The 13491-nt window shown below is 63.9% G+C and carries 13 protein-coding genes; 7 read left to right on the forward strand and 6 right to left on the reverse strand.

Going from position 1 to position 13491, the window contains the following annotated elements:
* The first annotated feature begins 23 nt into the window (after window positions 1-23).
* Window positions 24-1466, forward strand: coding sequence for an ammonium transporter (locus OZ411_RS31010; RefSeq protein ID WP_282531001.1), 1443 nt, complete (start codon window positions 24-26; stop codon window positions 1464-1466).
* Between the two features lie 143 nt (window positions 1467-1609).
* On the opposite strand, the gene OZ411_RS31015 is transcribed toward OZ411_RS31010, so the two are convergent.
* Together OZ411_RS31015 and OZ411_RS31020 are read right to left on the reverse strand one after the other, a co-directional pair.
* Window positions 1610-1966, reverse strand: a complete 357-nt coding sequence (locus OZ411_RS31015; RefSeq protein ID WP_282531012.1) for a DUF4349 domain-containing protein — start codon at window positions 1964-1966, stop codon at window positions 1610-1612.
* 4 nt (window positions 1967-1970) lie between these two features.
* A complete protein-coding gene (locus OZ411_RS31020; protein WP_282531002.1) occupies window positions 1971-2390 on the reverse strand; it encodes a DUF4349 domain-containing protein in 420 nt (139 codons plus the stop codon).
* 306 nt (window positions 2391-2696) lie between these two features.
* Between OZ411_RS31020 and OZ411_RS31025 the strand changes: the two genes are divergently transcribed.
* The 4 genes from OZ411_RS31025 (at window position 2697) to OZ411_RS31040 (ending at window position 8438) form a co-directional block, all read left to right on the forward strand.
* Entirely contained in the window at window positions 2697-3923 is a 1227-nt protein-coding gene (locus tag OZ411_RS31025; protein WP_282531003.1) for an aminotransferase class I/II-fold pyridoxal phosphate-dependent enzyme, read from the forward strand.
* A 20-nt stretch (window positions 3924-3943) separates the two neighbouring features.
* Complete coding sequence (locus tag OZ411_RS31030; protein WP_282531004.1) at window positions 3944-6412, forward strand: DNA translocase FtsK; 2469 nt, start codon at window positions 3944-3946, stop codon at window positions 6410-6412.
* Between the two features lie 151 nt (window positions 6413-6563).
* Window positions 6564-7367: an outer membrane lipoprotein carrier protein LolA gene (locus OZ411_RS31035; RefSeq protein WP_282531005.1), complete on the forward strand. Its 804-nt coding sequence runs from the start codon at window positions 6564-6566 to the stop codon at window positions 7365-7367.
* A 255-nt stretch (window positions 7368-7622) separates the two neighbouring features.
* Window positions 7623-8438, forward strand: a complete 816-nt coding sequence (locus OZ411_RS31040) for an exodeoxyribonuclease III (protein ID WP_130581789.1) — start codon at window positions 7623-7625, stop codon at window positions 8436-8438.
* 158 nt (window positions 8439-8596) lie between these two features.
* Here OZ411_RS31040 and OZ411_RS31045 read toward each other — a convergent pair whose 3' ends face one another.
* Both OZ411_RS31045 and OZ411_RS31050 read right to left on the reverse strand, forming a co-directional pair.
* Window positions 8597-9037 (reverse strand): cyclic nucleotide-binding domain-containing protein, encoded by a 441-nt coding sequence (locus OZ411_RS31045; RefSeq protein ID WP_130581788.1) that lies wholly within the window; start codon window positions 9035-9037, stop codon window positions 8597-8599.
* Between the two features lie 41 nt (window positions 9038-9078).
* The gene (locus OZ411_RS31050) at window positions 9079-9765 is read right to left on the reverse strand and encodes a response regulator transcription factor (protein WP_027582830.1); all 687 of its coding nucleotides are present in this window, start codon (window positions 9763-9765) and stop codon (window positions 9079-9081) included.
* Between the two features lie 217 nt (window positions 9766-9982).
* Here OZ411_RS31050 and OZ411_RS31055 point away from each other — a divergent pair, with 217 nt between their 5' ends.
* On the forward strand, window positions 9983-10552 hold the full coding sequence (locus OZ411_RS31055) for a L,D-transpeptidase family protein (protein WP_282531006.1): 570 nt from the start codon (window positions 9983-9985) through the stop codon (window positions 10550-10552).
* 165 nt (window positions 10553-10717) lie between these two features.
* Here the strand turns inward: OZ411_RS31055 and OZ411_RS31060 are convergent, their stop codons facing one another.
* Entirely contained in the window at window positions 10718-11407 is a 690-nt protein-coding gene (locus OZ411_RS31060; RefSeq protein ID WP_282531007.1) for a YggS family pyridoxal phosphate-dependent enzyme, read from the reverse strand.
* Window positions 11408-11510: 103 nt separating this feature from the next.
* Between OZ411_RS31060 and OZ411_RS31065 the strand changes: the two genes are divergently transcribed.
* Window positions 11511-13208 (forward strand): diguanylate cyclase, encoded by a 1698-nt coding sequence (locus OZ411_RS31065; RefSeq protein WP_282531008.1) that lies wholly within the window; start codon window positions 11511-11513, stop codon window positions 13206-13208.
* Between the two features lie 60 nt (window positions 13209-13268).
* Here the strand turns inward: OZ411_RS31065 and OZ411_RS31070 are convergent, their stop codons facing one another.
* Window positions 13269-13412 (reverse strand): hypothetical protein, encoded by a 144-nt coding sequence (locus tag OZ411_RS31070; protein ID WP_282531009.1) that lies wholly within the window; start codon window positions 13410-13412, stop codon window positions 13269-13271.
* Window positions 13413-13491 lie beyond the last annotated feature (79 nt).

Here is a 13491-nt window from a genome sequence, read left to right on the forward strand (position 1 = left end):
TTACAATTCAGGAGTAGAATAACATGACGTTCAAACGTCCCCACAGCGCGGGATTGGCGGCACTCGCATTCGGCCTGTTCGCTGCGACCGCTGCCTATGCCGAGCCGACCGTCAACAAGGGCGACAACGCCTGGATGATGACGTCGACCGTGCTGGTGCTGTTGATGACGATCCCGGGGCTCGCGCTGTTCTATGGCGGCCTGGTCCGCTCCAAGAACATGCTCTCGGTGCTCATGCAGGTGTTCTACACGGTGTGCATCGTCACCGTGCTCTGGGCGCTCTACGGCTACAGCCTCGCGTTCACCGGCGGCTCGGATTTCATCGGCGGCTTTTCCAAGGCCTTCCTGGCAGGTGTGACGCCGGACTCGAAGGCGGCCACCTTCAGCGTCGACGCCAATATCTCCGAACTCGTCTATGTCTGCTTCCAGATGACGTTCGCGGCGATCACGCCCGCGCTGATCGTCGGCGCTTTCGCCGAGCGCATGAAGTTCTCCGCGCTCGCGCTGTTCATCCCGCTCTGGGTGACGCTGATCTACTTCCCGATCGCGCATATGGTCTGGTACTGGGCCGGACCGGACGCGATCACGGATGCGGCGAAGGCGCTGGCGGCTGCGGCTGACGGCGCGGCGAAGACCGCGGCGCAGGCCAAGCTCGACGAGATCAATGCCGACGCCGGCTGGATCTTCAAGAAGGGCGCGATCGACTTCGCCGGCGGCACCGTCGTGCACATCAACGCCGGCATCGCCGGCCTGGTCGGCGCGATCCTGATCGGCAAGCGCACCGGCTACGGCAAGGAGCTGATGGCTCCGCACTCGCTCACGATGTCCATGATCGGCGCCTCGCTGCTCTGGGTCGGCTGGTTCGGTTTCAACGCCGGTTCGAACCTCGAGGCTTCCGGTGGCGCCGCGCTCGCCATGACCAACTCCTTCGTCGCGACCGCGGCGGCGGCGTTGTCCTGGATGTTCGCGGAATGGATCGTGAAGGGTCATCCGTCGATGCTCGGCGCCATCTCGGGCGCGGTCGCGGGCCTGGTGGCGGTGACGCCGGCGGCCGGCTTCTCCGGTCCGATGGGCGCGATCGTGCTCGGCCTCGTGGTCGGCGTGGTCTGCCTGTTCTTCTGCACCGTGGTGAAGAATGCGCTCGGCTATGACGACTCGCTCGACGTGTTCGGCGTCCACTGCGTCGGCGGCATCGTCGGCGCGCTCGGCACCGGCATCCTGGTGAACCCGGCGCTCGGCGGCACCGGCGTGATGGACTATGTCGCCGGCAAGATCGCCGACTACGACTTCGTCGCCCAGATGACCTCGCAGATCTGGGGCGTCTGCACCACGCTGGTGTGGTCCGGCGTCGGTTCGGCGATCCTCTATAAGGTCGTCGACGTGATCGTCGGCCTGCGCGCCAACGTCGAGACCGAGCGTGAAGGCCTCGACATCACCGAGCACACGGAGCGCGCTTACAACATGTGAGTTCTCCCGGGGTGTGATCTCTCCCGGGATCACACCCAGAACTACGGTTCGGGCACATACCCGGCAATGCCCCGACCGTTGAGGGGCTCCAGCGCAAGTTGGAGCCCCTTTCTTTTTGGCTGCTGCCGGCGCGGTAGCGGCTCTTATCCGGACAGCCTCCGGGACTTCCATCGTCGCATGCCAAGGCGCGCGGCCCACCAGACCAACGCGATGACGGGAAGCCATGGCACGATGGCCGCGACGAAGGAGATCAGCCAGGAGACGGAGTTGACCGCCGTCTGGTTGATCGTCCTGATGGCCTGGTAGATCGGGGTGAAGTCGGCTCCGCCAACCAGGCTGGCGGCGCCGACATAGGATATCTCGACCCGTATCGTGTCGGTGCGTGTCCGCAGCGCGTCACGCTGCGCCGTGATCGCTTCGATGTCGCTCTGTGCCTGCGCCAGCTCTTTCTCGATCGTGATCAGGTCGGCAGCCGTTTTCACGGTCTGGTCGCGCAACATTCCGCTAAGGCGGTCGCGCAGCACTATTTTCGCATCGAGCCGCCGTTCTGGGGACGGCGATATCTTCCACCGATTGGGCGTGCATGGTGACTTGGGCCGGCGGCGCGGTCAGCACTGCCGCAAACGCGTCGAAGGATTCGGGCTTGATGCGAACCGATGCGCGCGCGTTGATGCGCCCTTCGTTCGACCGGTCGATCGACGTGCTCAGGATGGAGCAGCCAAGCTTGGCGCATTCGGCCATATGCTTTTGCTGAATGGCTTCGGTTTCGGCGCTGGGGACGCGGAGCGTGTAGCGATGCGTGATCGCGAGGCGCCGCTCGGCGGACGACGAATTGCCCTGCATCGCCTGAGGGAGAGCCCCATTCGGAACTGCATTGTCTGGAGATGGCGCACATGCGGCCAGCAACGGCAGCAGCACAAACACGGCCCGCAATGGCCGACCAACCGCACGCATCGATTCCCCCAACCCGGTTCCCAAGTTCCCAAATCCTAAATGCGGAACATTACGGCGGGCTGGTGGCGTTTCCCTTTGTTATTGCTGGTAAAATAAGGTGCTGCGTCGCCGATCTAGCCCCTGCTGGGCACCGACCCGCCTTACCGAACCCACTCTTGATGGCCCATACCGCCGATGGTTAATCGCGTCTTAACCTCGCCGTATCTATGGTGACTTGATCAATTTACGGTCGAGCCGGATTCCCCTCGACCGCATTGAAAGTGCTGGCGTTTAGACATGGCAATGACCGCTCCCTCCGGCGTGGCGCAAGACGCCGGCAGTGTAATGCCGGCCGGTCAGGCCGAACGTTCCCCCTTTGCGCGCACGGCTGAGCTGCTGGCACCGTACCAGCCGGGCAAGCCATTGATTACGCTGTCCTTGGGCGAGCCGCAGCACCCGGTTCCAGCGTTTGTCGGGCCGGTGCTGGCCAAGCACACCGCCGAGTTCGGCCGCTATCCGCTCGCCAAGGGCATCGAGCCATTCCGCCGCGCGGTGGCGAACTGGCTTTCGACCCGGTTCCACCTGCCGCGGGCGGTCGATCCTGAGAGCGAAGTGCTGGTGCTGAATGGCAGCCGCGAGGGCCTGTTCTTCGCCGCCATCACCGCCGCCCGCTATGTCGGCGTGCGCTATGGGACGCCGGCGATATTGATGCCGAACCCGTTCTATCCGGCCTATGGTGCCGGCGCACGTGCCTCCGGCTGCGAGCAGGTCTATCTGCCGACCACGCCGGCCAATGGATTCCTGCCCGATCTCGACGCGCTCGATGACGCGCTGCTGGCGCGCACGGTGGCGTTCTACATCGCTTCGCCCGCGAACCCGCAAGGCGCGGTCGCCTCGCGCGATTATTTCGCGCGGCTGAAAACGCTCGCCGACCGCTTCGGGTTCATCATCCTGAGCGACGAGTGCTATTCGGAGATCTACACCAGGGAAGCGCCGGGCAGCGCGCTGGAATATGCCGGCCCCGACTTCACCAATGTGGTCGTGTTCCAGTCGCTTTCGAAGCGTTCGAACCTGCCGGGCATGCGCGTTGGCTTCGCCGCCGGCGACAAGACATTCCTCGCCGCCTTCCACGAACTCCGCAACGTCGCAGCGCCGCAAGTGCCGGTGCCGCTGCAGCATGTCGCGGTCGCCGCCTACAGCGACGAGGCGCATGTCGAGGAGAACCGCAGGCTATACCGGATCAAGTTCGATCTCGCCGACCAGATCCTCGGCAGTCGCTACGGCTATCAGCGTCCGGCCGGCGGCTTCTGCGTCTGGCTCGACGTCTCCGAGCGCGGCGGCGACGAGGCGGCGACGGTGAAGCTTTATCGCGATGCCGGCGTGCGCGTGATCCCGGGCAGCTATTTGGCGCGGCCGCAAGCCGACGGCTCCAACCCCGGCGCGGGCTATATCCGGCTCGCGCTGGTCTCCGACAGTGAATCAACGGCCGAGGCGCTGCACCGCCTGGTCGAAACCTTAAGTTAATCGCAAGGCTCTGAAAGCGCATGCCAGCGATCGAACGTGTCATTCCCCTGGTCGGCCATCTGCCGGTCCCGATCCGCGAAGCCTTGGAGCGGCGGGTGCGAGAATTCGGCGGGCTGTGCCTGATCATGCTTGCCGGCGTCGCCGCGGCGGCGCTGATGACGTGGTCGGTGCAGGACCCGAGTTTGAGCCACGCCACCTCGCGCCCGATCCGCAACATCCTCGGCTATCCCGGCGCGATCGGCGCCGATCTGTTGATGCAGATCCTGGGGCTCGGCGCCATCATGCTGATCCTCCCCATCGCTGTGTGGGGCTGGCGCATGCTGACGCATCGCGCCTTCGACCGCGAAGCCCTGCGATTGGCATGCTGGATCCTCGCCACCGTGATCGCCGCCGGCTTTGCGAGCTGCTTCCCGCATAATGGCGCCTGGCCATTGCCGACCGGGCTCGGCGGCGTGGTCGGCGACGCGCTGGTGCGCGCGCCCGCAGTGGTGTTCGGTCCGGCCGGCATGATCTATCGCCTGGTGCTCGGCGCCATCCTGTTCGTCGCGATGACCGCAAGCTTTTTGTTCGCGAGCGGCTGGGGCGCGAAGGAGAGCGAAGAAGAGCTGACGGCGATCGAGGATCGTGACGAGCCGTTCGTCGAAGAAGACGACGAGGAGGACCGCAGCTCGATCTCGCTCGGCTGGCTGTTCCACGCTGTCATGAGCGCGAAGGCGCGGCTCGGCTGGCTGCTTGGCACCGCCTATCGCTCGCTGGTCTCGAGCGCGCCGCAGCGCAGTGCAGGCGCATTCGAACGGCAGGAGCCCAGTCTCGGCGGCCGCGCGACCGCGCCCTCCGTGGTGCCTGAGGCGAACGAGGAATTCGACGAAGAGGTTGAAGAGGAAGAAGACGAGGCCGAGGAAGAAGCGGAGGAAGCGCCCGTCGCCCGCGCGCCGCGCAAGAAGGCCGAGCCGCGCGCGAAGAAGAAATCCTCCGACAAGTTCGAACTGCCCTCGGTCTCCGTGCTGTCAGCGCCGAAGGCCGCCGATCGCCAGCCGCAGAGCAAGGCCGAGCTGGAAGCCAATTCGCGCGCGCTCGAAGGCGTGCTGCAGGATTTCGGCGTCCGCGGCGAGATCGTCAAAGCCAATCCGGGTCCGGTCGTGACGCTGTACGAGCTCGAGCCCGCGCCCGGCATCAAATCGTCGCGCGTGATCGGCCTCTCGGACGACATCGCCCGCTCGATGAGCGCGCTGTCGGCCCGCGTCGCCGTGGTCGCCGGCCGCAACGCCATCGGCATCGAATTGCCGAACCTGCATCGCGAAAAGGTCTACCTGCGCGAGCTCCTGGTCGCGAAGGAAGCCATCGATTCGGTGGCAAAGCTGCCGCTCTGCCTCGGCAAGAGCATCGGCGGCGAGCCCGTCATCATCGACCTCGCGCGCACGCCGCATATGCTGATCGCCGGCACCACCGGCTCCGGCAAATCGGTCGCGATCAACACCATGATCCTGAGCCTGGTGTATCGGCTGCGCCCCGACCAGTGCCGCCTGATCATGGTCGATCCCAAGATGCTCGAACTCTCCGTCTATGACGGCATCCCGCATCTTTTGACGCCGGTCGTCACCGATCCCAAGAAGGCGGTGGTCGCGCTGAAATGGGCCGTGCGCGAGATGGAAGAGCGCTACAAGAAGATGGCCAAGCTCGGTGTGCGCAACATCGACGGCTACAATGCGCGCCTCGTCGAGGCAAAGGGCAAGGGCGAAGACCTGACGCGCACCGTGCACACCGGCTTCGACAAGGAGACCGGCAAGGCGATCTACGAGGAGGAGAAGCTCGACCTCGATCCGTTGCCCTATATCGTCATCATCGTCGACGAGATGGCCGACCTGATGATGGTCGCCGGCAAGGACATCGAAGGCGCGGTGCAGCGCCTCGCGCAGATGGCGCGCGCCGCCGGCCTGCATGTGATCCTCGCCACGCAACGTCCGTCGGTCGACGTCATCACCGGCACCATCAAGGCCAACTTCCCGACCCGCATCGCCTTCCAGGTCACCTCGAAGATCGACAGCCGCACGATCCTGGGCGAGATGGGCGCCGAGCAACTGCTGGGGCAGGGCGACATGCTCTACATGGCCGGCGGCGGCCGCATCAGCCGCGTGCACGGCCCGTTCGCCTCCGACGAGGAAGTCGAGAAGGTGGTGCGCCATCTGAAGACGCAAGGCGCGCCGGAATACCTGGAAGCCGTTACCGCGGAAGAGCCGAGCGAGGAGGACGGCGCGGTATTCGACTCCACCGGCATGGGCGGGGATGGCGGCGGCGACCTCTATTCGCAGGCGGTGGCGGTCGTCAAACGCGACCGCAAGGCCTCCACTTCCTATATTCAACGGCGCCTGCAGATCGGCTACAACCGTGCCGCGTCATTGATGGAGCGGATGGAACTCGAAGGCATTGTCGGCCAGGCCAATCATGCCGGCAAGCGCGAGATCCTGATCGAAGAAGAAGGCAGCATGTGATCCTGCCCCGAGAATTTCACGGAAAAGCGATATCGCCGCGGCACCACCCACGATAAACTCAGGCATGATCCGGAAAAGTGGGCACCGGTTTTCCGAAAAGATCATGCCCTTAAAGTCGGAACACGCGTTGCATCAGAATCCGAAATACCGAATGGCCAAACAGCACGTTCATCGCGCCATCCATTCCGGATTGGCGATCCTGATCGCGACGTCGATCGCCGGCGCCGCGCCCTCATCGGCGCAGAACGTGCCGGTGCCGAAGCCCGCGCCGAAGGGCCGCGACGGCACGCAGATGAGCGCGCAGGAGCAGAGAGGCCCCGCGACCACAGGCTCGACGCAGACGCCGCCGAACCCCGTCATCCCCGACCCGCGCCGCAACGTCCCCGCCAACATCTTCGCGACGTTCGATGCCAACCAGAAGGCACAGGCCGCGAGGATCAGCAGCTATCTCTCCTCGCTGCAGACGCTGTCAGGCAGTTTCGTGCAGGTCGGCCCCGACGGCTCCAAGACCAAGGGCGATTTCTATATCCAGAAGCCCGGCAAGGTCCGCTTCGAATATGAACCGCCGAGCCCGATCGACATCGTCGCCGACGGCTCCTCGGTCGCGGTGCGTGATCGCAAGCTCGCCACGCAGGACATCTATCCGCTGTCGCAGACGCCGCTGCGCTATCTCTTGTCCGATCGCATCGACCTGATGAAGGACACCAATGTCGTTAGCGTCAACGCCGACGATGTCTTCGTCTCGATCATTATCGAGGAGAAGCAGGCGCTGATCGGCACCAGCCGGTTGATGCTGATGGTCGGCGCCAAGGACGGCCAGCTCAAGCAATGGACCATCACCGATCCGCAGGGCTACGACACCACCGTTGCCGTCTACAATCTCGATTCCACCAAGAAGATCGATCCAGGCCTGTTCAAGATCGATTTCACGAACTACGTGACGCCGCCGGGATAGTAGTTCGTTGGATTGTAGGGTGGGCAAAGCGAAGTGTGCCCACCTTTCTTGCACCGAACGTGGATGGTGGGCACGCTTCGCTTTGCCCACCCTACGCGTCTGCACGTCTGAGCCTTTTGTAGGATGGGTAGAGCGCAGCGAAACCCATCATCGTGCCGCATGCGAAAAATGATGGGTTTCGCTGCGCTCTACCCATCCTACGGTCCTGTGGACAATCCTATCCACCGCCGCGATCCATGCTAAGACGCAGTTCCCATGCGTCTCTCCCTCACAACCTGGAACATCAACTCGGTGCGCCTGCGCATCGACCTCGTCGCCAAGTTCATCAAGCAGGCGCGGCCGGACGTGCTCTGCCTGCAGGAGACCAAATGCATCGACGACGCCTTTCCGCTGAAGCGGTTCAAGCGGCTTGGCTATGAGCATGTCGCGCTGAACGGACAGAAGGGCTATCACGGCGTCGCCATCATCTCGAAGGTGCCGTTCGAGAAGACCGACATCCGTACCTTCTGCGACAAGATCGATTCCCGCCACATCTCGGTCGAGTTCGGCGACAAGGCACAGCTCTCAAAGCCGCTGGTGCTGCATAACTTCTACGTGCCGGCCGGCGGCGACATACCCGATCCCGCGCTCAATCCGAAATTCGAGCACAAGCTGCAATTCCTCGACGAGATGAAAGCCTGCGAACCCTTGCATCCGCGCGGTGACGACCGCCACATCCTGGTCGGCGATCTCAACGTGGCGCCGCATGAGAACGACGTGTGGTCGCACAAGCAGCTTTTGAAAGTCGTCTCGCACACGCCGGTCGAGACCGAGAAGCTGCTCGCAGCCCAGATGCATGGCGAATGGTTCGACGTCGCGCGCGAGCGGATTCCATTGTCGGAGAAAGTCTACACCTGGTGGAGCTACCGCGCCGCGGACTGGACCGTCGGCGACCGCGGCCGCCGGCTCGACCACATCTGGGTCTCGCGCGCGCTGAAGGACAGCGTCACGGATTTCAGGATCACCCGCGACGCGCGCGGCTGGGAGCGTCCATCGGACCACGTGCCGGTGACGGTGACGCTGGAGGTGTAGCCGGCCGGTAGCCGGCTGTCGTCCCGGGCAAGCGAAGCGCTGACCCGGGACCCATAACCACAGGCCTTTGTAGTGTGCTCCGCCGCAACCGCTTGCTTCCGCCGCAACAACTAGCTGTGGTTATGGGTCCTCGCTTTCGCGAGGACGACGGAGAGCAGCTACGAACTCAACTTCCCGCCCGCGACCACGATATCGCTGGCGAGCTGGCTGGTGCGGGTGGCGAATTCGTCGCGCAGCCTTCGCGCCGCGGCCGGATCGCTTTCCAGCACGCGTTGAAACAGGCTGCGCGAGATTCGAATACAGGTGGCGCGCTCCAGCGCGGTCGCGGTCGACGGCCGCTTCATCGGCACGATCAGCGCGAGCTCGCCGATCAGCGCGCCGGGGCCTGCGATGATCTCGGCACCGCCGTCTTCCACGCGGAAAGCGCCGCGCTGCACGACATAGCCCGCATCCGCCTGGTCGCCGGCATGAAAGAGAACGTCGCCGCGTTCGAAATTGCGCTGTTCGGAGCCGATCGCAAGCATACGCAGCGCAGTTTCCCCCAGCAGGCGCAAGGTGGAGACGCGTTCGAGCAGCGCTACGTCATCTTCGATCGACATTCAGGCCGGTGACCGGGGATACGATTCGGTCGCGAATCGTATCACGGCACCAGTTTGTAGCCACCGGCTTCGGTCACCAGGATCTCGGGATTGGCGGCATCTTTCTCGATCTTCTGCCGGAGCCGGTAAATATGCGTTTCCAGCGTATGGGTGGTGACGCCCGAATTGTAGCCCCAGACCTCCTGCAGCAGCGTCTCGCGCGACACCGGCATCTGGCCGGCGCGGTAGAGGAAGCGCAGGATCGCGGTCTCCTTCTCGGTCAGCCGCACTTTCCGCGCATTGGCGGCGGTCAGCATCTTCGAGCCGGGCCGAAAGCTGTAGGGACCGACGGAGAACACCGCATCTTCGCTCGCCTCGTGCTGGCGGAGCTGCGCGCGAATCCGGGCCAGCAGCACCGCGAAGCGGAAGGGCTTTGCCACATAGTCATTGGCGCCGGATTCGAGGCCGAGGATGGTGTCCGAATCGGTGTCATGGCCGGTCAGCATGATGATCGGCGCCTTGAAGCCGCCTTTGCGCAAGGACCGCACCACCTCGCGGCCATCGGTATCGGGGAGGCCCACATCCATCAGGACCAGATCGGGAGAGTTGGTCTTGGCCGCGCTGGCGCCCTTGGCGCCGGTATCGACTGCGGAGGCTTCGAATTCCTCGTGAAGGGAAAGTTGCTCGACCAGCGTGTCACGCAGGTCGGTGTCGTCATCCACGATCAAAATCTTGCGGGCATTGGCCATAGGAACGATCCTCTTGGAGGCAGGCAGCGGACACAAGCGGACAGCGCTTTGGCCGAGACTTGATGGCGAGACTCGCTTTGTAGGTAGTCGTTCATTACCGATTCACAAGCCGATCACAGTCTATCCCAAATCAGCATCCGATTGGATGAATGTGCTGTAATCCCGCCAGATAGAACAATCGGGGCCGGGCAGGCAAGGCGCGGGCTTTTTGATTCACATGAGAAGTTCCAATTTTTCAATCACTTATGAGACAACCGCGCGTGATCGGCCGTTGTCCCTGGTCCGGGTCCAACCCGCCGCCGGTAACCCGTGCCGGGGGTGGCTGACCGCCGACGGCTGGTCGGTGCCGGTGGCGCTCGGCCGGGGCGGCATCCTCGCCAATAAGCGCGAGGGCGACGGCGGCACCCCCCGGGGCATCTTCCGCCCCCGGCAATTGTGGTGGCGGGCGGACCGCTCCCCGCGACCGACGAGCTTCCTGCCCACCCGCCCCATTCGGCCCGAGGACGCCTGGTGCGAGGACCCGCGGGACCGCCATTACAACCAGCCGATGCAGCTTACCCGCGAGCAGAACGGCGACCGGCTGACGCGCGAGGATCATCTCTACGACTTCATCATCGAGATCGACCACAACGCCACCCCGCGCATCGCCGGCCGTGGCAGCGCGGTGTTTCTGCATCTCGCCCGTCCAAATTTCGCGCCGACCGCCGGCTGCGTCTCGATGACCAAATCCGCGATGCTGCGGCTACTACGGCGAATGAGCCCGCAGACGAGAATCGTGATCGGGTAGAGGGCTGGTTTTGCCCTGCGGGGAAGGGAATCAGTTGGGCTCGACCAGGCTTCCACAACGTCATTGCGAGGAGCGAAGCGACCGAAGCAATCCATGCCTCAGCAGGTGGCGAAATGGATTGCTTCGCTTCGCTCGCAATGACGACGTGGAGAGCGCCGCCATCCTTTACCGCGCGCCAAATATCGCGGATCCCACGCGCACATGGGTCGCGCCCATCTGGATCGCGGTGGCGAAATCGGCGCTCATGCCCATCGAGAGATTTGTCAGGCCATTGCGCGCGGCGATCTTGGCCGTCAGCGCGAAGTGCGGGGCAGGGGGGTCGTTGACCGGCGGGATGCACATCAGGCCCGAGATCGAAAGCCCGTAATGCTCCCGGCAGCGTGCGATGAAGGCGTCGGCATCGGACGGGGAAATGCCTGCTTTTTGCGGCTCCTCGCCGGTATTGATCTGGATGAACAATTGCGGCTGCCGGTTCTGGTTTTTGATTTCCTTGGCTAACGCTTCGCAAATGCTGGGGCGGTCCACCGAATGGATAGCATCGAACAGCGCCACCGCCTCCTTCGCCTTGTTGGATTGCAACGGCCCGATCAGGTGCAGCACGATGCCGGGGTGGGCCTGCATCAAGGAAGGCCACTTCGTCTTGGCTTCCTGCACGCGATTCTCGCCGAAAACGCGCTGTCCGGCCGCGATGACGGGCGAAATCGCATCCGCATTGAATGTTTTCGACACCGCAATCAACGTCACCGAGCCACGATCGCGACGCGCATCCTTGCAGGCGCGCGCGATTTCCTCCTCGACCTCTGCGAGACCGTTTGGTGAATGCGCGGTTAGCGGCGCTGTGTTTTCCGGTGTCATGTCATCTACCAACGCTGCGGGGGTTCCCTCGAATTTTACCAAATCCGGGAAAGCCTTCTTGAACCCTTCGTTCTACTTTCACCAGTGGGGCTAGGGGACATTGATGTCTAAAATTAATTTCAACCGCCACCGCGCCAAACTCAAGAATCTTCTGGGTATCCGCGGGCGGCTGGCGCTGCTTGCGCTGTTGCTGGTGGCCCCCATGATGCTGGACCGCGTCCGCACCCTGGAGGATTCGCGGGCCAAGCAGATCGCACACGCCGCCGAGGAATTCGCCGCGCTCGCAGCACACAGCGCCGACGCCCAGCGCGAGGTCATCTCCTCGGTCGAGACCGTGCTGAAATCCGCCGCCTATATCCGCGCCTCCGCCGGCGGCATCGGCAAGAGCTGCGAGATCCTGCGCGCCAGTGTGCCCGCCAACATGCCCTGGATCCGCAGCCTGATGTTCCTCGGCAGCGACAATCGGATCCAGTGCTCGACCAATAACGCCTATGTCGGCATCGATCTCAGCGACCGGCCCTATGTGACCGAAGCCCGGGCGCGCCGGGAATTTGTCTTGAGCGATTTCATCGCGGCCCGCCCCACCGATACGCCGGTCGTGATGGCCGCTTACCCGGTGGCCGCCATCAACAGTGAAACCGACTCGGTGGTTCTCGCCGCGCTCAATCTGGACTGGATGTCCAGGATCATGAGCAATTACGGCGGACGCGCCGGCGTTTCCTCTGTTCTGGTCGACAGCGCCGGCACGGTTCTCGCGGCACCCCTGGATCAGGCAAGCATGATCGGCCGCTCGCTGGACACCCTGCCGCTGATGTCCGCGATCGCGGATAAAGCGCTTAGTTACGGTGAGTCCTCCGGCTCGATTTCCTTCACCGCGGCGGATGGCACGAACCGCACGATCAGCTTTGCCCGCATTCCGGGCACGCGCTCGCGGCTGATCGTCAGCATCGATGAAGCCAAGGTGACGGCGGCGATCGATCGCGATATCCGCACCGCCTATTTGCAGCTCGGCTTCGTCTGCCTGCTTGTGCTGTTCGGTGCGCTGGTCGGCGCGGAGAAATTGATCATCCATCCGATCGACGTGATGACCCGCACGGCCAAGCGCTTCGGCGAGGGCGACTGGTCCGTCCGCGTGGCAAAGAACAAGCTGCCGGCAGAGTTCGTGCCGCTGGCCCGCGCCTTCAATGCGATGGCCGCGCAGCTCAGCCAGCGCGAACGCGATCTCGTCGCGACCAACGATCGCCTGACGGTGATGGCCTCGATCGACATGCTCTCGGGGCTCGCCAATCGCCGGGGTTTGCAGAGCCGGCTCGATTTCGAGTGGATGAAGGCGCAGCAATATGATTGCGAGCTGTCGCTGCTGATGATCGATGTCGATCATTTCAAGCTCTACAACGACACCTACGGCCATCCCGAAGGCGACGCCTGCCTGACCAGGCTCGGCGAGACGCTCTCTGGCATCGCCGCCGATACGCTGGGCTTCGCCTGCCGCTATGGCGGTGAGGAATTCTGCCTGCTGCTGCCGAACACCGGTGCCACACGCGCAAAAGAGATCGGCGAGATCGTGCGCGCCACGGTGCAGGATCTCCGCCTGCCGCACGCAACCTCCAGCCACCAGATCGTCACCGCCAGCGTCGGCGTCGCCTGCACCAAGCCAAGCCCGGCGCTCCGCCCCGGCGACCTGATCGAAGCCGCCGACGCCGCCCTCTACGCCGCCAAACATCTCGGCCGCAACACCGTCGTCGAGCACGGCCTGGTGCGAGGCTCGGGGAGCGCGGCTGAGATGGCGATGGCGAGCTAACTTCGCTGCTGTCATTCCGGGGGCGCGACGAAGTCGCGAGCTATGATGTGCAATTGCACATCAGAGAATCCATTGCGCCACCGGCGCGAGCGGAGACATGGATTCCGGGCTCATCGCTTCGCGATGCCCCGGAATGACGGCGGAGAAAAATTCACCAGCGATATCAACCTGATTTGGCCCGTCCAGTCGGCCTGCGAAAAACATTCCGCTTTCGCCGTCGGGCAAATCAGTGATTTAACTCCGCGCGTCTCACCCAAGAGAGGGGCGGGTCGCGATCGTCACG

The organism is Bradyrhizobium sp. Arg237L (assembly GCF_029990105.1).
Lineage (GTDB): Bacteria > Pseudomonadota > Alphaproteobacteria > Rhizobiales > Xanthobacteraceae > Bradyrhizobium.

Excerpts from the sequence above, each read along its gene's own strand:
- OZ411_RS31045 (WP_130581788.1), bottom strand. The coding sequence starts at position 9,037 with ATGTCGATCGAAGATGACGTAGCGCTGCTCGAACGCGTCTCCACCTTG.
- OZ411_RS31050 (WP_027582830.1), bottom strand. The coding sequence starts at position 9,765 with ATGGCCAATGCCCGCAAGATTTTGATCGTGGATGACGACACCGACCTG.
- OZ411_RS31015 (WP_282531012.1), bottom strand. The coding sequence starts at position 1,966 with ATGTTGCGCGACCAGACCGTGAAAACGGCTGCCGACCTGATCACGATC.
- OZ411_RS31010 (WP_282531001.1), top strand. The coding sequence starts at position 24 with ATGACGTTCAAACGTCCCCACAGCGCGGGATTGGCGGCACTCGCATTC.
- OZ411_RS31055 (WP_282531006.1), top strand. The coding sequence starts at position 9,983 with ATGAGAAGTTCCAATTTTTCAATCACTTATGAGACAACCGCGCGTGAT.
- OZ411_RS31070 (WP_282531009.1), bottom strand. The coding sequence starts at position 13,412 with ATGTTTTTCGCAGGCCGACTGGACGGGCCAAATCAGGTTGATATCGCT.
- OZ411_RS31060 (WP_282531007.1), bottom strand. The coding sequence starts at position 11,407 with ATGACACCGGAAAACACAGCGCCGCTAACCGCGCATTCACCAAACGGT.
- OZ411_RS31030 (WP_282531004.1), top strand. The coding sequence starts at position 3,944 with ATGCCAGCGATCGAACGTGTCATTCCCCTGGTCGGCCATCTGCCGGTC.
- OZ411_RS31025 (WP_282531003.1), top strand. The coding sequence starts at position 2,697 with ATGGCAATGACCGCTCCCTCCGGCGTGGCGCAAGACGCCGGCAGTGTA.
- OZ411_RS31035 (WP_282531005.1), top strand. The coding sequence starts at position 6,564 with ATGGCCAAACAGCACGTTCATCGCGCCATCCATTCCGGATTGGCGATC.
- OZ411_RS31065 (WP_282531008.1), top strand. The coding sequence starts at position 11,511 with ATGTCTAAAATTAATTTCAACCGCCACCGCGCCAAACTCAAGAATCTT.
- OZ411_RS31040 (WP_130581789.1), top strand. The coding sequence starts at position 7,623 with ATGCGTCTCTCCCTCACAACCTGGAACATCAACTCGGTGCGCCTGCGC.